Raw genomic sequence first — 18680 nt, forward strand, 5'->3', positions numbered from 1 at the left:
ATGACGCTGACCGCCGATAGCCGCAATGGCATCGATTACAAGGTCGCCGACCTGTCCCTGGCCGAATTCGGCCGCAAGGAGATCCGTCTGGCCGAGCACGAGATGCCCGGCCTGATGGCGCTGCGCCGCGAATACGCCGAGGTGCTGCCGCTCAAGGGCGCGCGCATCTCCGGGTCGCTGCACATGACCGTCCAGACCGCGGTGCTCATCGAGACGCTCGTGAGCCTCGGCGCCGAGGTCCGCTGGGCCTCGTGCAACATCTTCTCCACCCAGGACCACGCGGCCGCCGCGGTCGTCGTCGGTCCGCACGGCACCGTCGAGGAACCGCAGGGTGTGCCGGTGTTCGCCTGGAAGGGCGAGACGCTCGAGGAGTACTGGTGGGCCGCCGAGCAGATGCTCACCTGGGAGGGCGAGCCCGCCAACATGATCCTCGACGACGGCGGCGACGCCACCATGATGGTCCTGCGCGGTGCGCAGTACGAGAAGGCCGGCGTGGTGCCCCCCGCCGAGGACGACGACCCCGCCGAGTGGAAGGTCTTCCTGTCCATCCTGCGTGAGCGGTTCGAGTCCGAGAAGGACAAGTGGACCAAGATCGCCGAGTCGGTCAAGGGCGTCACCGAGGAGACCACGACCGGTGTGCTGCGGCTGTACCAGTTCGCCGCGGCCGGTGAGCTGTCGTTCCCGGCGATCAACGTCAACGACTCCGTCACCAAGAGCAAGTTCGACAACAAGTACGGCACCCGGCACTCGCTGATCGACGGCATCAACCGCGGCACCGACGCCCTCATCGGTGGCAAGAAGGTGCTGATCTGCGGCTACGGCGACGTGGGCAAGGGCTGCGCGGAGTCGCTGGCCGGCCAGGGCGCGCGCGTGCAGGTCACCGAGATCGATCCGATCAACGCGCTGCAGGCGATGATGGACGGCTACGACGTGGTGACCGTCGAGCAGGCGATCGGTAACGCCGACATCGTGATCACCGCGACCGGTAACAAGGACATCATCACCCTTGAGCACATGAAGGCGATGAAGGATCACGCCATTCTGGGCAACATCGGGCACTTCGACAACGAGATCGACATCGCCGCCTTGGAGAAGTCCGGTGCCACCCGGATCAACATCAAGCCGCAGGTCGACGAGTGGACGTTCGGCGACAGCGGCAAGTCGATCATCCTGCTGTCGGAGGGACGCCTGCTGAACCTGGGCAACGCCACCGGGCACCCCTCGTTCGTGATGAGCAACAGCTTCTCCAACCAGGTGATCGCCCAGATCGAGCTGTGGACCAAGAACGACGAGTACGACAACGAGGTGTACCGCCTCGCCAAGCACCTCGACGAGAAGGTCGCCAAGATCCACGTCGAGGCACTCGGTGGTGCGCTGACCCGGCTCACCAAGGAGCAGGCCGAGTACATCGGCGTCGACGTCGAGGGCCCGTACAAGCCGGACCACTACCGGTACTGAGCACAGCGCGTCGGAAAGGCCCGTACCCCGAGGGTGCGGGCCTTTCCGCTGGGCGGGGTCCTGCGGAATTCGCAGCTGCCCGCCCACGCCGTCCATACCGTTTGGTACTGTCCGCTGATGCGACGAGTAGGGGCGGCCGTCACAGTTGCGCTGATCGGTCTGGTCATCGGTTGTACGGCAACGAGTTTCCCGATCGCGGCGGCGGACCGGGACTGGTACCCGTACTACAACGAGGACGAGTACACCGAGTTCTACACGCCACCGAATCCGTTGCCGGAGAGCCGGCCGGGAGACCTGATCCGGACCGAACCCTCCCGATTGGTGTTGGAGCCCTCGGGGGAACTCGGGATGATCATGGCCACCGGAACCCGGGTCATGTACCGCAGCACCGATGCGCGCGGAAACGCGAACGCCGTCACCGGAACGTATTTCGAGCCCTTCAACGACTGGCCGGGGCAGGGGCCGCGGCCGCTGATCGTCTACGGGCCCGGCACCCAGGGCCAGGGTGATCAGTGCGCGCCGTCGCGGCAGTTCAACCAGGGCATCCACTGGTCGCCGTATCTGGACATCGCGTTCAACTACGAGGAACTGTTCGTCTCGACGATGGTGGCGCGCGGCTTCGCGATCCTGATGACCGACTACGAGGGCCTCGGCACGCTCGGCACCGTGCACACCTACGTCAACCGGCTCTCACAGGGGCACGCCATGCTCGATGCGGCCCGTGCCGCGCGCCTGCTGCCGGACACGTCGCTGACCCCCGATGGCCCGACGGCGTTCTGGGGATACTCGCAGGGTGGTGGGGCCGCGGCGTCGGCCGCAGAACTCGCGCCCAGTTACGCGCCCGAACTCAACATCGTCGGCAGCTACGCCGGGGCACCGCCGGCCAACCTGGCCGAGATGATGCCCTACGCCGACGGCAGCGCATTGGTGGGCGCGGTGGGGTACGCACTGAACAGCGTCATCCAGACCTACCCCGAGGCCGAGGCCGCGATCCGGTCGAAGCTCACCCCGCGCGGTGAGGACCTGCTGTACAAGACCAAGACCCAGTGTGTGGCGGAAACGTTGACCAAGTTCATGTTTCGGCATCTGCAGCCCTATTTCACCGAGCCGGTCGCCGAGATGATGCAGCAGGAGCCCTTCCGCGGACTGTTCGAACTTCAGCGCCTCGGCACGCTGCGGCCCAACTCCCCAATGTTGATCAACATCAACCGATTCGACCCCCTGGTGCCGTGGACGGGGGCCAACCAACTGGGCCGGGACTGGTGTGCGATGGGGGCCGACGTCGAGTTCCGCACCAATGAGCAGCCACCGTTCCTGAACAAGGCCATCGTCAATCACGGACTGCCCATGCTCGTCGACGGCGAACCGGCCATGCAGTGGATCGCGGACCGGTTCAACGGTGTGCCGACCACGCCGAACTGCGGGCAGTTCTAAGCTTGCGCCCGTGTTGATCGTCATTGAGGGCCTCGACGGCGCGGGCAAGCGCACCCTGGCGCAGGGTCTGCGGGCCGGTTTCGAGGAGTCTGGAAAATCGGTGGCCACGTTGGCTTTTCCGCGCTACGGCCAGTCGGTGCACGCTGACGTGGCGGCCGAGGCCCTGCACGGTGAGCACGGGGACCTCGCGGAATCGGTGTACGCGATGGCGATGCTGTTCGCGCTGGACCGCGCCGGGGCGCTCGAGCAGCTCGCCGAGGTGCGCGCGAGCCACGACGTGGTGATCCTGGACCGCTATGTCGCGTCCAACGCGGCCTACAGTGCGGCCCGTCTGCGCCAGGGCGCCGACGGTGACGTGGTGGACTGGGTGCACCGCCTGGAGTTCGGCCGATTCCACCTTCCGGTGCCGGATCTGCAACTGCTGCTTGATGTTCCGGTGGAACTGGCGGCACAGCGGGCGCGTCATCGGGCGCAGCACGAGGCCGGCCGGGCGCGTGACGCCTACGAGCGGGACGACGATCTGCAGCAGCGCACGGGTGCGGTGTACTCGCAGCTGGCCGACGCGAACTGGGCTGGGCCGTGGCGGCGCATCTCGCCCGAGACCGACGCGCGCGGCCTCGCGGTCACGCTGGGTCGGGCGGCATCGGGATGACGCCGTCGACGTCGATCGGGTCGCCGGCCTCGCGCCGGCACGAGATCCTCGCGGTGATGACCGTCGCGACCGACGAACCGACGAGCAGTTCGCGCCCGTCGCCACTGGTGAACCGCGCGTCGTGATTGGTCTCGCTGTTCTGCGGCATCGCGACCTCGGTCAGGCCCGCCTCGGCGGCCAGGGCGGTGACCGCCGGGAGCACGCGGTCCCATTCCGCGGTGCTCAGGCCGTACTTCGCCGTCAGGTCCGGGAAGTACAGCGCGATGCCCGAATCGCCGGCGTCGTCGGTGCAGCCCGAACCTGACCATCCGTCGGCCCAGTGCCACGCGCCGGCCTGGGGGGCCTCCGCGGCGATCCGCACTCGGACCGCTTCGATCAGGTCGAGCATCTGGTTCTGGGTCTGCTTCAGAGTCGGCAGGGTGCGCAGGTTCATGGGGATTGCGTCCTTGTTCAGTATCGGTGACTCGGGCTCACCGCAGGCGGTGAGCACGGCAAGGGCTGTGCCCGTCGCGAGCACTGTGCGTAGAACGGCACCCAGCACCGTCATTCTCCTTCTCGGATCAGCAGTTCGGGGCGTCGATCGGCCAGCCCCGACGCGACGATCGCGAGGTTGTAGCCGGAGGTGCGCAGTACGTCGTTGGTCCCCAGCCGAGGATATTCGGAGTGACCGGTCGCGGCCTCGCGTGGACCGCCGAATGCCGGGGTGGAGGCGTCCGTGGAGAGCCTCTCCAGCGGCAGCGACGTCGGATTCGGGCCGTGACCACCGAGATCGGCGATCGAGATCGGCAGGGACAAACCCCATTTCGTGACCTCCTCGGACACCGGGTCGCCGTCGGCGGACATCACGTACGCGTGCCCGTCGGGCACATACAGCTGAGTCTCGTCGACGATGAGCGCGGGCATGCCCAGAATCGGTTCGTTGGCGTAGCCCAGGCCGGGGGACCCGTAGAACGCGGCGTCGTCGACCACGCCGGAGGCGCCGAGTTCGTTGAGCGCCTGGGCGGTCGTGGTGGAACCGTAGGAGTGGCCGAACGCCGAAAGGTGCACATCGGATCCGTTGACGTTGGTGGCGTTGATGCCGCGGTAGAACTGCGCTAGGTCCACCCCGCCCGCGTTGGCGCGGTTCTCCAGGACCGCGCCGCCGACGGTCTCGTCCACGTCGGGCGGGTCGTAACCGAACCAGGCGATCGTCGCGACCGACTCGTCGCCGAATCCCGTCTTGCCGAGTTGGAAGTTGGCCTCGTCGCGCAGCGCCACGGCCTCGGCCGCCATCCCCGGCAGCGAGGTGGCATGCGTGTTCATGCCCGGCGTCGTGACGGCGACGTGCGTGGCGGTGTCGGGGTTGCCGATCGCGACCGCGGCGAGCAGCTCGGTCTCGGTCGGTGAGAACAGCATGAGATACCGGTTCGGGTCGTAGCCCTTCTCCGGCTGGCCCAGCGACGACATCGCGGTCTTGACACTCAGCGCCTCGTCCAGGCGCCGCCTGCGGTCGGAGACCAGCGCGGAGTACGCGCTGTTGAACTGCGCGGCGTTCATGCCGGGGTGCTGTTGGCGGTACTCCTCGCGGGTCGGGATGGCGTCGACGTCGGCCTGCGCGGCGGCGATCTCCTGCTCCAGGAACCTGCGGTTGACGCCGTCGCGGACGACCACCGGCACCCCGTCGCGGTTGCCGAGCCAGTCGGGGTGCTCGACCGTGACCTTCTGCTGCTCCTCGGGTGTCAGCGCCTCCCACCACGCGGTGACGTCGACGGGGCGAGTGCCCTCGCCCTCGGGCGGGTACGGCGCCGACAGTCCGGACTGCTGTTCGCCCGCGCGGCGGGCACCGGCGAGGTCGGTGGCGCCGTGCGCGGTCACCTCACCCTCGGCGATGTTGTCGAACACCTCGCGGCAGTCGGCGTCGATGTCGTCGGCCTGCCGCAGCAGGGCCTTCGCGCGGGCCTCGATCTCCTCGGCGTCGTCTCGCCACTGCGCGATCTCCTCCGCGGAGCCGATCACGGTCACCTCACCCGAATCCGACAGCAGCAGATGCCCGTCGCCGGCGGCGACGGCGGCCCGGATGTCGGCCAACTCGCGCTGCAGTTCGGCGACCGCCTGGGCGGTCTCCTCCGCCAACTGCGCGACGGCGCCGATGACGGCCGCGTCGTCGAGGACGCCTGCCCGGGCGGAGCGCACCCGCTCGCGTGCGACGTCGGCGGCGGGGGAGTCCCACCCCGGCAGGATGGCGACGTGGGCGAGTTCGTCGGCGGCGCGGCGTGCGGCATCGAGCTCGGTGTCGAGCTCCTCGGCGATCGAGCGGAGCGCACCGACGTTCCAGGACTCGATCTGGCGCAGCCACATCGTCACGGCGTCGGTGGCCGACCGTGGTGGTACCGAAGGAGCTCGGCGCCCTGGTGCGCGGTCGAGGTGTACTCGCGCGCGGCGTGCCTCAGCTTGTCGGCGACGTCGGTCACCTCCTGCTGAATACGTTCCGACTGCCGGTGCACGGCCTCGGTGAAGGCGACGAATCCGGGCCGGCCCTCGGATTGCCAGGCATCCGTCAGGCCGGACAGTTCGACGGCCAGCGCGCGGCGCTCCGCGGCGGCCTGCAACGCGATGGAGTCGAGGTGGTCGGCCGAGTAGATCACGTCGGACGTCGACATCGAGAGATGGTCCGGCGTCGCCATGTCCCCCCTAGAACTCTTTGCTGCGCACGGTGTCGTCCGGAAGAATCCTAAGCCCGCCGGCGGTGGTCGTGCGGCAGCAGATTCCGCCGGTGTGACGGGTCCGCCAGGATTACCCGGACACGGCCGGGTGTGGCAGCGCGGTTTTGCCGCTCAGTGGTGACACCATTGGGTGTCATGAGGCAAAGGATCCTTGTCGTCGATGACGACGCATCGTTGGCAGAGATGCTCACGATCGTCTTGCGCAACGAAGGTTTCGACACCGCGGTCATCGGGGATGGCACCCAGGCCCTGACTGCCGTGCGGGAACTGCGTCCGGACCTGGTGCTGCTCGACCTGATGCTGCCCGGGATGAACGGCATCGACGTGTGCCGCGTGCTGCGCGCCGACTCCGGCGTTCCGATCGTGATGCTGACCGCCAAGACCGACACCGTCGACGTGGTGCTGGGACTGGAATCGGGCGCCGACGACTACGTCATGAAGCCGTTCAAACCCAAGGAGCTGGTCGCGCGGGTGCGTGCCCGCCTGCGCCGCAACGAGGACGAGCCGGCCGAGATGCTCTCGATCGGCGATGTCGAGATCGACGTGCCGGCGCACAAGGTCACCCGCCAGGGTGAGCAGATCTCCCTGACCCCGCTGGAGTTCGACCTGCTGGTCGCTCTGGCCCGCAAACCGCGGCAGGTGTTTACTCGGGATGTGCTGCTCGAACAGGTGTGGGGATATCGCCACCCGGCGGACACCCGCCTGGTGAATGTGCACGTCCAGCGCCTGCGTGCCAAGGTCGAGAAGGACCCGGAGAACCCGCAGGTGGTGCTCACCGTTCGAGGAGTGGGTTACAAGGCCGGACCACCGTGACCCTGCGCCGTGACGCCCGGGAGGAGCGGCGCCCATGATCCTGCGCTCCAAGCGGCGCATTCGGGGCCGCTTGGGTGGCACGGGGCCGCTGCTGCGCGGTCTTCGGGCGCTGAGTCGAGCCGTCGGCGTGCTGTGGCGGCGGTCGCTGCAACTGCGGGTCGTCGTGCTCACGCTGGGGTTGTCGTTGGCGGTGATCCTGGTGCTCGGCTTCGTGCTGACCAGCCAGATCACCGACCGTGTGCTGGATGTGAAGGTGCGGGCCGCCAGCGAGGAGATCGAGCGCGCGCGCACCACCGTCGCGGGAATCGTCGGCGGTGAGGAGACGAGGTCGCTCGACAGCAGCCTGCAGTTGGCCCGCAACACCCTGATCTCCAAGACCGATCCGCGCGCGGGCGCCGGGCTCGCGGGCACCTTCGACGCGGTGCTCGTCGTTCCCGGTGACGGTCCGCGCGCCGCGACCGCGGCCGGACCCGTCGACGAGGTGCCCGAGGCGCTGCGCGAGTTCGTCAAGGCCGGCCAGGTCAGCTATCAGTACGCGACCGTGCACACCGACGGTTTCTCGGGTCCGGCGCTGATCATCGGCAGCCCGACGTCCTCGCGCGTCACGAACCTCGAGCTGTATCTGATCTTCCCGCTGACCAGCGAGGAGAGCACGATCTCGTTGGTGCGGGGCACGATGGCCACCGGCGGCATCGTGCTGCTGCTGCTGCTGACCGGCGTGGCGTGGCTGGTGTCGCGGCAGGTGGTGCAGCCCGTGCGGTCGGCGTCGAGGATCGCCGAGCGGTTCGCCGAGGGGCACCTGACCGAGCGGATGCCGGTGCGTGGTGAGGACGACATGGCGCGCCTGGCGGTCTCGTTCAACGACATGGCCGAGAGCCTGAGCCGGCAGATCACCCAACTCGAGGAGTTCGGCAACCTGCAGCGCAGATTCACCTCCGACGTCAGCCACGAACTGCGCACCCCGTTGACCACCGTGCGGATGGCGGCCGACCTGATCCACGACAACAGCGACGACCTCGATCCCGCGCTGCGCCGATCGACCGAACTCATGGTCAGCGAGCTCGACCGGTTCGAGTCGCTGCTGGCCGACCTGCTCGAGATCTCGCGCCACGACGCGGGCGTCGCGGAGTTGTCGGTCGAGGCCGTGGACCTGCGCTCCACGGTGAACAGCGCCCTGGACAACGTGGGCCACCTGGCGGCTGACGCGGGCATCGAACTCCTGGTGGACATGCCCTCCGAGGGGGTGATCGCCGAGGTGGACACCCGCCGGGTGGAGCGGATCCTGCGCAACCTGATCGCCAACGCGATCGACCACGCCGAGCACAAACCCGTGCGGATCCGGATGGCCGCCGACGAGGACACCGTGGCGGTCACGGTCCGGGACTACGGTGTCGGCCTTCGCCCCGGCGAGGAGAAGCTCGTGTTCAGCCGGTTCTGGCGGTCCGACCCGTCGCGCGTGCGTCGCTCGGGCGGCACCGGTCTGGGCCTGGCGATCAGCATCGAGGACGCGCGCCTGCACCAGGGCAGGTTGGAGGCGTGGGGGGAGCCCGGTAAGGGTTCGTGCTTCCGGCTCACGCTGCCGTTGGTGCGAGGGCACAAGGTCACCACCAGCCCGCTGCCGCTCAAACCGGTCGGCGCCGAGAGCCGGGACCGGCAGCAGGCCCGTCAGCATGAGCACGCCGGGGAGAATGCGTGACACGCCTCGGTGCGCTGCTCGCGGCGCTGACGATGGCCGCGGCCCTGCTGTCGGGCTGCGCGGGCGTGCCCAGTTCGTCTGCGCCGCAGGCGATCGGAACCGTGGAGCGACCCGCCCCGCAGAGCCTGCCCAAGCCGACTCCCGGGATGGAGCCGGATCTGCTGCTGCGCGAGTTCCTCAAGGCCACCGCGGACCCCGCCAACCGGCACCTGGCGGCGCGGCAGTTCCTCACCGAATCCGCTTCGCAGGCATGGGATGACGCGGGCTCGGCGCTGCTGATCGACCGCGTGGTGTTCACCGAGACTCGCAGCGCGAACCGAGTCTCGGCGGTGATGCGGGCCGACATCCTCGGGTCGCTGTCCGACCTCGGAGTGTTCGAGACGGCGGAGGGGGCGCTGCCCGACCCGGGGCCGATCGAGCTGGTCAAGACGTCTGAGGGCTGGCGGATCGACAAGCTGCCCAACGGAGTCTTCCTGGACTGGAAGCAGTTTCAGGAGACCTACAAGCGGCACCCGCTCTACTTCGTGGCGCCCTCGGGCAAGACCACGGTGCCCGACCCGCGGTACGTCGCGGTCGCCGAGGATGATCAGCTGGCCACGGAACTGGTCTCCAAACTGATCACCGGACCGCGCCCCGAACTCGCGAACTCGGTGCGCAACATGCTGGGCCCGCCGGTGCGACTGCGTGGACCGGTGACGCGGGCCGACGGCGGCAAGACCGGCATCGGCCGGGGGTACGGCGGGGCCCGCATCGAACTGGAGAACCTGCAGACCGCCGATCCCCAGAGCCGGGCTCTGCTTGCCGCACAGATCATCTGGACGTTGGCTCGCGCCGACATCCGCGGACCGTACGTCATCAACGCCGACGGACTGCCCCTCGACGAACGGTTCGCCGACGGCTGGGAGACATCCGACGTCGCGGCCACCGATCCGGGTGTGGCCGACGGCGCCTCGGCCGGTGTGCACGCTCTGGTCGGCGGGTCGCTGGTGTTCCTCGACGGCCAGCGCTCGAGTCGCGTGCCGGGCGCGTTCGGGTCGATGCCGGGCCAGACCTCGGCCGCGCTGTCCCGCGACGGGCATGGCGTGGCCTCGGTGGTCACCGAGCGCGCGGGCGCTCCCGACATGGCGGCCAAACTCTGGATCGGGAACAACGGGCAGGACGCGGTCGAGGCGGCCGACGGGCGCAGCATCAGCCGACCGACCTGGGGGCTCGACGGCGCGGTGTGGGTCGTGGTGGACGGCAACGTGGTGCTGCGGGTGACCCAGGAGGCCGCCACCGGTCAACCCGCCAGCGTCCCAGTGGATCCCATCGCCGTGACGACTCAGTTCCCCGGGGCGATCAGCGAACTTCAACTGTCCCGCGACGGCACCCGTGCCGCGATGGTCATCGAGGGGCAGGTCATCCTCGCCGGGGTGGAGCAGACACCGGGCGGCGAGTTCGCGCTGACCTATCCCCGCCGGCTCGGCTTCGGCCTGGGCTCGTCGGTGGTGTCGTTGTCGTGGCGGACCGGCGACGACATCGTCGTCAGCCGCAACGACCCCGCGCATCCGGTGTCCTATGTCAACCTCGACGGCGTCAACTCCGACGGGCCCAGTCGAGGCCTGCGGATGCCCGTCGGCACGGTCGCGGCGAACCCCTCGACGGTGTACGTGGCCGACCAGCGCGGGGTGCTGCAGTTGTCGGGTTCCGGCGCGGACAACCGGGCGTGGTCGGAGGTGCGGGCCTTCATGGTGCCCGGCGCCGTGCCGGTGCTGCCCGGCTGATCTGTCGGTGCCCGTCCGCACACTGCAGGCATGCTCGACCTGATCCTGCCGCTGCAGTGCGGCGGATGCGGCACACCCGAGACCCGGTGGTGTGACGCCTGCGCGGCGGCACTCGAGGTGGCTGCGGACGCGCCCCACGTGATCAGCCCACGCCTGGACCCGGGCGTGCCGACGTTTGCCCTCGGCCGCTACGCCGGTCCGCGCAGACAGGCCATCGTGGCGCTCAAGGAGCACGGCCGCACCGACCTGTGTGCCCCGTTGGCGCGGGCCCTGGCCTTCGGTGTGCACCGGCTGATCGGCTGGGGTGTCGTGCCGGAACCGCTGTCTCTGGTTCCTGCCCCGACCCGCCGGACCTCGGCGCGGCGCCGCGGCGGCGACCCGGTGACGCGCCTGGCCCGGGCGGCCGTCGCCGGCCACGACGCCGTCACGGTGTCCCCGGCACTGGTGATGCGGGCGTTCGTCCGCGACTCCGTCGGCCTGGACAGCCGTCGTCGGGAACGCAACGTCGCGGGCCGGGTGCGGCTGCGGACGGGACCGCCCGAGGCACCCGCGCTGGTGGTCGACGACATCGTCACGACCGGTGCGACCGCCCGTGAATCGGTGCGGGTTCTGCGAGGCGCGGGGGTGGACGTCGTCGGGGTCCTGGCGCTGGCGCACGCGTGAGGCGCCGCAAGGGACCCAGGTCCTCGTAACGGGGGTCGAAAGTTCTGGCAACAGGTGCGCGAAAAGGGTGGCACGTTCAGGTGAACTCGGACTACCTTCGGTGACAACATCGTGAGCACACCGCAGGTTGCCACGACGGGCTTCCGCAACGAGGCCCGCCACCCGGTTTCAACTGGAGACCCCGGTGCGTAGGAGGTGATATTCGACCCCTGGCGCCGCGGGGTGGCGCGAATCCGAACGACCCCGCCGCGCACCCATTCAACAGGTTGAACAGGCCACACGCGCATGTGCGCGTTCGACGCGACAGAAATGAGTTGTCAAGCATGTCAAGTCAATCCGTGGATTCAGGCCAGCTTTTGGCAGAACGTGACGAGTCCGACTCGCCGCACGCCGAAGTGGTTGTCAAGGGCCGCAACGTCGAAGTTCCCGACCACTTCCGCATCCATGTCTCTGAGAAGCTCGCCCGCCTTGAGCGGTTCGACAAGACCATCTACATGTTCGATGTCGAACTCTTTCATGAACGCAACCGCCGTCAGCGCAAGAGTTGTCAGCACGTCGAGATCACCGCGCGTGGGCGTGGCCCAGTGGTGCGCGGTGAGGCCTGCGCCGAAAGCTTCTACGGTGCGTTGGAATCTGCTGTGGCCAAGCTCGAGGCCCGGTTACGCCGGCAGAAGGACCGGCGCAAGATCCACTACGGGGACAAGACACCGGTGTCGTTGGCTGAGGCGACCGCCGTCGTTCCCGAGGCCTTCATTCCCCCCGCCGATGGTCCTCGACCCGCCGAACCGGTCGTCGACGACCACGAGCCGGGCCGCGTGGTCCGCGTCAAGGAGCACGATTCCAGGCCGATGACCGTCGACGACGCGCTCTACGAAATGGAGCTCGTGGGCCACGACTTCTTCCTGTTCCATGACAAGGAGACCGACAAAGCATCGGTCGTCTACCGCAGGCACGCGTTCGATTACGGCCTGATTCGCCTGTCCTGACGCTCGGCTGAACCTGAGCTGAGATTGTGGAGCCTGAGCGGCGCGGCCCGCCGCTCAGGCTCCACAAGTCGTTTCTGGGACCGTGCATGATCAGGCGTCACCTACGATGGAGCGCGAAAAGACTCCAATCCTGTAGGGGATATATCAGTGCTGTCTAAGCTGCTGCGCCTTGGTGAAGGTCGCATGGTCAAGCGCCTGCGAGGGGTGGCTGACTACGTCAACACCTTGTCCGCCGACGTCGAGAAGCTCTCCGATGACGAGCTGCGCGCCAAGACCGACGAGTTCAAGAAGCGGATCGACAAGGGTGAAACCCTCGATGACCTGCTGCCCGAGGCCTTCGCGGTGGCCCGTGAGGCCTCCTGGCGGGTGCTCTCGCAGCGCCCCTTCGACGTCCAGATCATGGGCGGGGCGGCCCTGCACTTCGGCAACGTCGCGGAGATGAAGACCGGTGAGGGCAAGACGCTGACCTGTGTGCTGCCCGCCTACCTCAACGCGCTGTCCGGCAAGGGTGTGCACGTCGTCACGGTCAACGACTACCTGGCCAGGCGCGACAGCGAGTGGATGGGGCGGGTGCACCGCTTCCTCGGTCTCGACGTCGGGGTGATCCTGTCCCAGATGACGCCGGAGCAGCGGCGCGCCGCGTACGCGGCCGACATCACCTATGGCACCAACAACGAGTTCGGGTTCGACTACCTGCGCGACAACATGGCGCACTCGGTGGCCGAGATGGTGCAGCGCGGCCACAACTTCGCCGTGGTCGACGAGGTCGACTCGATCCTGATCGACGAGGCGCGAACCCCGTTGATCATCTCCGGCCCGGCCGACGGCGCCTCGAACTGGTACGCCGAGTTCGCCCGGTTGGCCCCGTTGATGGAGAAGGACGTCCACTACGAGGTTGACCTGCGGAAACGCACCATCGGCGTGCACGAACTGGGGGTCGAGTTCGTCGAGGATCAGCTCGGTATCGAGAACCTCTACGAGGCCGCCAACTCGCCGCTGGTCAGCTACCTGAACAATGCCATCAAGGCCAAGGAGCTGTTCCAGCGCGACAAGGACTACATCGTCCGCAACGGCGAAGTGGTGATCGTCGACGAGTTCACCGGCCGCGTGCTGGTGGGCCGCCGCTACAACGAGGGCATGCACCAGGCCATCGAGGCCAAGGAACGCGTCGAGATCAAGGCCGAGAACCAGACCCTGGCCACCATCACGCTGCAGAACTACTTCCGGCTCTACAACAAGCTGTCCGGTATGACCGGTACGGCCGAGACCGAGGCCGCTGAGCTGCACGAGATCTACAAGCTGGGCGTGGTGCCGATCCCGACCAACAAGCCGATGATCCGCAAGGATCAGTCCGACCTGATCTACAAGACCGAAGAGGCCAAGTACATCGCGGTCGTCGACGACGTCGTGGAGCGGTACGAGAAGGGTCAGCCGGTGCTGATCGGCACCACCAGCGTCGAGCGGTCGGAGTACCTGTCGCGGCAGTTCCAGAAGCGGCGGATCCCGCACAACGTGCTGAACGCGAAGTACCACGAGCAGGAGGCGAACATCATCGCCGAGGCCGGTCGGCGCGGCGCGATCACCGTCGCCACCAACATGGCCGGCCGCGGTACCGACATCGTGCTGGGCGGCAACGTCGACTTCCTGGCCGACAAGCGCCTGCGCGAGAAGGGCCTCGACCCCGTCGAGACCCCCGACGAGTACGAGGCCGCCTGGGACGACGTGCTCGAGCAGGTCAAGGCCGAGGTGGCCAAGGAGGCCGAGGCGGTGCGCGCCGCCGGCGGGCTGTACGTGCTGGGCACCGAGCGTCATGAGTCACGCCGTATCGACAACCAGCTGCGCGGCCGCTCGGGCCGCCAGGGCGATCCGGGCGAGTCCCGGTTCTACCTGTCCCTGGGTGACGAGCTGATGCGGCGCTTCAACGGCGCGGCGCTGGAGTCCCTGCTGACCAGGATCAACCTGCCCGAGGACGTGCCGATCGAGGCCAAGATGGTCAGCCGCGCGATCAAGAGCGCCCAGACCCAGGTCGAGCAGCAGAACTTCGAGATCCGCAAGAACGTCCTCAAATACGACGAGGTGATGAACCAGCAGCGCAAGGTCATCTACAAGGAGCGCAAGCGCATCCTTGAGGGTGAGGACCTGCAGCAGCAGGCCCACGACATGCTGGTCGACGTCATCACCGCCTACGTGGACGGTGCGACCGCCGAGGGTTACTCCGAGGACTGGGACCTGGAGAAGCTGTGGGAGGCACTGCGGGCGCTCTACCCGGTCGGAATCAACCACCAGGACCTGCTGGACTCCGACGCGGTCGGTGAACCCGGTGAGCTCACGCGTGACGAACTGCTCGCGGCGCTGGTCGAGGACGCCGAGAAGGCCTACGCCAAGCGCGAGGCCGAACTCGAGGAACTCGCAGGCGAGGGCGCCATGCGCCAGCTCGAGCGCAACGTGCTGCTCAACGTGATCGACCGCAAGTGGCGTGAGCACCTCTACGAGATGGACTACCTGCGGGAGGGCATCGGCCTGCGGGCCATGGCCCAGCGCGACCCGGTGGTCGAGTACCAGCGCGAGGGCTATGACATGTTCCGCGCCATGCTCGACGGGTTGAAGGAGGAGTCGGTCGGCTTCCTGTTCAACGTCCAGGTCGAGGCGGCGCCGCAGCAGCCCGCCGTCGCTCCCGTCGCCGCGCCCGAGGGGCTGGCCGAGTTCGCCGCGGCGGGCGCCGCGGCGCGCAAGGACGCCGAGCAGCAGGACGAAGCGCCGAGCGGCCGCCATGCCGCGCCGACGGGGCTGCGCGCCAAGGGAATCGACGACTCGGACAAGACGCCCGCGCTGACCTACACGGGTCCGGCCGAGGACGGCAGCGCCGAGGTGCAGCGGCACGGTTCCTCCGGCCCGCAGACGGCCGGCGCGACCGGTTCGACCCGCAAGGAGCGGCGCGAGGCCGCGCGCAAGGCGGCCAAGTCGGCCCGCAGGAACTGACCGGGCTCACCCGATGTGCAGGGCGACGACCTGCCATCGGGTCCCGCACCGTTCCACCCGGCACGCCACGGCGTGCCAGCGGGTGTGCCGCGAGAACGCCGCCGCGACCTCGAACGCGTCCTCCGACCGGTCGCAGGCCTGAACCCGCGTCGCGCGCAGGACTGCCGCGGCGCGCCCGCCCGCACCGGCCGCGGCGCGGGCGGTGACGGAATCGGCCAGCCCCGACGGCATCAGGGGCCGCAGTTGAGCCGGTGGCCGTCGGCGGTCGATCACCTCCAGCACCGTGCGCAACGCGGCGTCGGCGAACGCGGCGGCCTCCCGGAACCGCGTCGACGGACCACCTGTGGCCGGCGGGGTCACGACCCGAAGTGGTGGGGCACGGTGCGACCGTGACCGCGGCACCTCGGGTGCGGCGCCGACCTGTGGTTCGTAGTCGACGACGCGGGTGACCGCGGGATGCGCCACCGTCGATCTGGCAGCTGTCAAGACTCCACCCTCCATACGCGTGCTCGGAACACGTCGCCCGCTGGAGAGTGGCGGACCCGACGAGGGCGATCCTGACACATCCGTGCCCCGCGTGTGTGCACCCGTTGTGCACGGTGGGCGGCTGGGCGGTTAACGTGACCAGCAGTGGATGTCAGGCGAGGGGGACGGCAGCGCGAATGGTGACCAGACTGTCGGCATCCGATGCGTCCTTCTATCAGCTTGAGAACTCCGCCACCCCCATGTACGTCGGGTCGCTGTCGATCCTGCGCAGGCCGCGATCGGGGCTGAGCTACGAAACCCTCCTCGCGACAGTCGAAGAGCGTCTGCCGCAGGTGCCCCGCTACCGCCAGAAGGTTCGAGAGGTCAAACTCGGGCTGGCCCGCCCGGTGTGGATCGACGACCGTGACTTCGACATCACCTACCACATTCGGCGTTCCGCGCTGCCGTCTCCGGGCACCGACGCCCAACTGCACGACCTGATCGCGCGCATCGGATCCCGACCGCTGGACAAGTCGCGTCCACTGTGGGAGATGTACCTGGTCGAAGGGCTCGCCAAGAACCGCATCGCCATCTACACCAAGTCGCACCAAGCGTTGGTCAACGGCATGGCGGCACTCGAGATGGGCCACGTGATCGCCGATCGGACCCCGAAGCCGTCACCGCTCGGGGAGGACATCTGGATCCCCGCGCGGGAGCCGGGAACGGCCGCACTGGTGCTCGGCGCGGTCGGTGACTGGTTCTCCGGTCCGCGCCAGCAGTTGGACGCGGTGCGCTCCGCGGTCACCGGGGCCGTCACGAACTCGGGCCAGTTGATCGACACCGCCCACCGAATCGCCGATGCGGCACGCACCCTTGCGCGTGGCACCGCCCCGAACAGCCCGCTGAACACGACGGTGTCGCGCAACCGGAGATTCACGGTGGCCAGGGGCAGCCTCGACGACTACCGCCAGGTTCGGGCGCGTTACAACTGCGACGTCAACGATGTCGTCCTGGCGGTCATCGCCGGAGCCCTGCGAAACTGGCTGCTCTCCCGTGGCGAGCCGGTGACGCCGACGGCGACGGTACGGGCCATGGCCCCGATGTCGGTGTATCCCGAACTCGGCGCCGACGGTGCCGCCTCGGCCGGGCAGGCGATCAGCGAGGTGACACCGTTCCTGGTGGACCTGCCGGTGGGGGAGGGCAACGCGGTGGTCCGGCTGTCACAGATCGCGCATGCCACCGAATCCCACTCGACCGCGGCGAGCCTCGTGGACGCGCGCACCATCGTCACGCTGTCGGGCTTCGCACCGCCGACACTGCACGCGATGGGCACCCGGGTGGCCACCAGTTTCCCGGCCCGGCAGTTCAATCTGCTGATCACCAACGTGCCGGGCGCACAGTCTCAGATGTACATCGCGGGCACAAAGCTGCTCGAGACCTACGCGGTGCCCCCGCTCCTGCACAACCAGGTGCTGGCCATCGGCGTCACGTCGTACTGCGGCAGCCTGTACTTCGGCATCAACGCCGACCGCGAGGCGATGAGCGACGTCGATGAGCTGCCCGGCCTGCTGCGCGAGTCGCTCGACGAACTGCTCGACGCGGCACGTTCCTGAGCGACCGCAGTACGATTCGACGGTGGGCAAGGGGTCGAAAGCGTCGAAAGCCGGGAGGTCCGGTGGACGCAAGGCGTCGCATCGCATCCCCAACGATGTCTACGAGGCCGAGATCTTCCGCCTGCAAACCGAATTCGTGAAGCTGCAGGAGTGGGTGAAGCACACCGGAGCCCGGATTGTGGTGTTGTTCGAAGGCCGGGACGCCGCGGGTAAGGGCGGCACGATCAAGCGCATCACCGAGTACCTGAGCCCTCGTGTCGCGCGCATCGCGGCGCTGCCCGCCCCCACCGAACGGGAACGCGGCCAGTGGTACTTCCAGCGCTACGTGGAGCACCTGCCGACCCGCGGCGAGATCGTGCTGTTCGACCGCTCCTGGTACAACCGGGCCGGTGTCGAGACCGTGATGGGGTTCTGCACACCGGAGGAGCGGGCGCTGTTCCTGCATCAGGCGCCGCAGTTCGAGCAGATGCTCATCGATGACGGCATCCTGCTGCGCAAGTACTGGTTCTCGGTGTCGGAGGAGGAGCAGTTGCGCCGGTTCCGCAAGCGTCTGCACGACCCGGTGCGGCAGTGGAAGCTGTCCACGATGGACCTGGAGTCGGTGTACCGGTGGGAGGACTACTCGCGCGCCAAGGACGAGATGATGGCGCACACCGACACCGTGGTCAGTCCCTGGTACGTCGTGGAATCCGACATCAAGAAGCACGCCCGGTTGAACATGATGAGCCACCTGCTCTCGACGATTCCCTATCACGACGTGCAGCGACCGAAGGTGCACCTGCCGAAACGCCCCGTGGAGGCCACGGGTTACCAACGACCGCCGCGGGATCAGTCCACCTATGTCGACGACTACGTCGCGACTCTGCTCGGGGATCGTGAGTAGTCCCCGCCAACGCATCGCTAGTCTGCCCTGATGCGGGTCTACATCCCGGCCACGCTGGCCATGCTGCGCCAGCTCGTCGCCGAGGGAGAACTCTTTCCGGTCGGCGGGACCGCCTTCGCGGTCACCCCCACGCTGCGCGAGGCCTACGCCGAAGGTGACGACGACGAACTCGCCGAGGTCGCGATCACCGAAGCCGCGCTGGCGTCGCTGCGGCTGCTGGCCGCTGACGAGGATGCGATGAACGGCTTGCCGCCGCGCCGCGCGGTGATCGTCGCCGACGTCGAACCTGTGAAACCACGCCCCGACCTCGACGACGCCGTGGTGAAGGTGGGTGCGGCCGTGACGACGACCGACATCGTGGCGGTCTACGTCGACAACGCGTCTGCGGAACCAGCGGTCAAGGCCGCGGTCGCGGTCATCGATGAGGCGGATCTGGGCGATGAGGACGCCGAGCTGACCGTCGGCGACGCGCAGGACCATGATCTGGCCTGGTACGCGACACAGGAGCTGCCGTTCCTGCTGGAGCTCCTGTAATTCCCGACGCAAAGACTGGATACGGAGGCGTAGGTTACG

At 68.3% G+C, this 18680-nt stretch carries 16 protein-coding genes; 12 read left to right on the forward strand and 4 right to left on the reverse strand.

Annotated features, from left to right (window positions below; all coding sequences use genetic code 11):
• The 3 genes from ahcY to A5727_RS04365 all read left to right on the forward strand — a co-directional run bounded on the left by ahcY (position 1) and on the right by A5727_RS04365 (position 3544).
• Positions 1–1458, forward strand: a complete 1458-nt coding sequence (ahcY, locus tag A5727_RS04355; protein WP_068245056.1) for an adenosylhomocysteinase — start codon at positions 1–3, stop codon at positions 1456–1458.
• Positions 1459–1575: 117 nt separating this feature from the next.
• Complete coding sequence (locus tag A5727_RS04360) at positions 1576–2892, forward strand: lipase family protein (protein WP_068245058.1); 1317 nt, start codon at positions 1576–1578, stop codon at positions 2890–2892.
• A gap of 10 nt (positions 2893–2902) precedes the next feature.
• Positions 2903–3544 carry a dTMP kinase gene (locus A5727_RS04365; protein ID WP_068245063.1) on the forward strand — a complete coding sequence of 214 codons (642 nt, stop codon included), beginning with the start codon at positions 2903–2905 and terminating at the stop codon, positions 3542–3544.
• On the opposite strand, the gene A5727_RS04370 is transcribed toward A5727_RS04365, so the two are convergent.
• Genes A5727_RS04370 through A5727_RS04380 form a run of 3 tightly spaced genes read right to left on the reverse strand, consistent with a single transcriptional unit; the run spans position 3516 to position 6183 of the window.
• The gene (locus A5727_RS04370; protein ID WP_197507580.1) at positions 3516–4085 is read right to left on the reverse strand and encodes an LppA family lipoprotein; all 570 of its coding nucleotides are present in this window, start codon (positions 4083–4085) and stop codon (positions 3516–3518) included. The genes A5727_RS04365 and A5727_RS04370 overlap by 29 nt on opposite strands.
• Positions 4086–4087: 2 nt before the next feature.
• Complete coding sequence (locus A5727_RS04375) at positions 4088–5881, reverse strand: alpha/beta hydrolase (protein WP_068245069.1); 1794 nt, start codon at positions 5879–5881, stop codon at positions 4088–4090.
• 2 nt (positions 5882–5883) lie between these two features.
• Positions 5884–6183, reverse strand: a complete 300-nt coding sequence (locus tag A5727_RS04380; protein WP_197507581.1) for a WXG100 family type VII secretion target — start codon at positions 6181–6183, stop codon at positions 5884–5886.
• 189 nt (positions 6184–6372) lie between these two features.
• Here A5727_RS04380 and mtrA point away from each other — a divergent pair, with 189 nt between their 5' ends.
• The 6 genes from mtrA (at position 6373) to secA (ending at position 15146) form a co-directional block, all read left to right on the forward strand.
• Positions 6373–7059, forward strand: a complete 687-nt coding sequence (mtrA, locus tag A5727_RS04385) for a two-component system response regulator MtrA (protein WP_157521209.1) — start codon at positions 6373–6375, stop codon at positions 7057–7059.
• A 34-nt stretch (positions 7060–7093) separates the two neighbouring features.
• Positions 7094–8755, forward strand: a complete 1662-nt coding sequence (gene mtrB / locus A5727_RS04390; protein ID WP_068245080.1) for an MtrAB system histidine kinase MtrB — start codon at positions 7094–7096, stop codon at positions 8753–8755.
• A 14-nt stretch (positions 8756–8769) separates the two neighbouring features.
• The gene (lpqB, locus tag A5727_RS04395; RefSeq protein ID WP_286150022.1) at positions 8770–10518 is read left to right on the forward strand and encodes an MtrAB system accessory lipoprotein LpqB; all 1749 of its coding nucleotides are present in this window, start codon (positions 8770–8772) and stop codon (positions 10516–10518) included.
• Between the two features lie 30 nt (positions 10519–10548).
• Positions 10549–11181, forward strand: coding sequence for a ComF family protein (locus A5727_RS04400; protein WP_068245083.1), 633 nt, complete (start codon positions 10549–10551; stop codon positions 11179–11181).
• A 338-nt stretch (positions 11182–11519) separates the two neighbouring features.
• Positions 11520–12167, forward strand: a complete 648-nt coding sequence (gene hpf, locus A5727_RS04405) for a ribosome hibernation-promoting factor, HPF/YfiA family (RefSeq protein WP_197507592.1) — start codon at positions 11520–11522, stop codon at positions 12165–12167.
• A 147-nt stretch (positions 12168–12314) separates the two neighbouring features.
• Positions 12315–15146 (forward strand): preprotein translocase subunit SecA, encoded by a 2832-nt coding sequence (gene secA / locus A5727_RS04410; protein ID WP_068245089.1) that lies wholly within the window; start codon positions 12315–12317, stop codon positions 15144–15146.
• Positions 15147–15152: 6 nt separating this feature from the next.
• Here secA and A5727_RS04415 read toward each other — a convergent pair whose 3' ends face one another.
• Positions 15153–15632, reverse strand: a complete 480-nt coding sequence (locus tag A5727_RS04415; RefSeq protein ID WP_231991951.1) for an Rv3235 family protein — start codon at positions 15630–15632, stop codon at positions 15153–15155.
• A 176-nt stretch (positions 15633–15808) separates the two neighbouring features.
• Between A5727_RS04415 and A5727_RS04420 the strand changes: the two genes are divergently transcribed.
• The 3 genes from A5727_RS04420 (at position 15809) to A5727_RS04430 (ending at position 18641) form a co-directional block, all read left to right on the forward strand.
• Positions 15809–17224, forward strand: a complete 1416-nt coding sequence (locus A5727_RS04420) for a WS/DGAT/MGAT family O-acyltransferase (RefSeq protein ID WP_068245094.1) — start codon at positions 15809–15811, stop codon at positions 17222–17224.
• A gap of 85 nt (positions 17225–17309) precedes the next feature.
• Positions 17310–18107 (forward strand): polyphosphate kinase 2, encoded by a 798-nt coding sequence (ppk2, locus tag A5727_RS04425; RefSeq protein WP_502687653.1) that lies wholly within the window; start codon positions 17310–17312, stop codon positions 18105–18107.
• Positions 18108–18134: 27 nt separating this feature from the next.
• Positions 18135–18641 carry a DUF6912 family protein gene (locus tag A5727_RS04430; RefSeq protein ID WP_231991956.1) on the forward strand — a complete coding sequence of 169 codons (507 nt, stop codon included), beginning with the start codon at positions 18135–18137 and terminating at the stop codon, positions 18639–18641.
• The last annotated feature ends 39 nt before the right edge of the window (positions 18642–18680 follow it).

The sequence above is a fragment of the Mycobacterium sp. ACS4331 genome (assembly GCF_001667265.1).
In the GTDB taxonomy this organism is placed as follows: domain Bacteria; phylum Actinomycetota; class Actinomycetes; order Mycobacteriales; family Mycobacteriaceae; genus Mycobacterium.

Excerpts from the sequence above, each read along its gene's own strand:
- A5727_RS04375 (WP_068245069.1), bottom strand. The coding sequence starts at position 5,881 with ATGTGGCTGCGCCAGATCGAGTCCTGGAACGTCGGTGCGCTCCGCTCG.
- A5727_RS04380 (WP_197507581.1), bottom strand. The coding sequence starts at position 6,183 with ATGTCGACGTCCGACGTGATCTACTCGGCCGACCACCTCGACTCCATC.
- A5727_RS04420 (WP_068245094.1), top strand. The coding sequence starts at position 15,809 with ATGGTGACCAGACTGTCGGCATCCGATGCGTCCTTCTATCAGCTTGAG.
- mtrB (WP_068245080.1), top strand. The coding sequence starts at position 7,094 with ATGATCCTGCGCTCCAAGCGGCGCATTCGGGGCCGCTTGGGTGGCACG.
- A5727_RS04360 (WP_068245058.1), top strand. The coding sequence starts at position 1,576 with ATGCGACGAGTAGGGGCGGCCGTCACAGTTGCGCTGATCGGTCTGGTC.
- A5727_RS04400 (WP_068245083.1), top strand. The coding sequence starts at position 10,549 with ATGCTCGACCTGATCCTGCCGCTGCAGTGCGGCGGATGCGGCACACCC.
- ahcY (WP_068245056.1), top strand. The coding sequence starts at position 1 with ATGACGCTGACCGCCGATAGCCGCAATGGCATCGATTACAAGGTCGCC.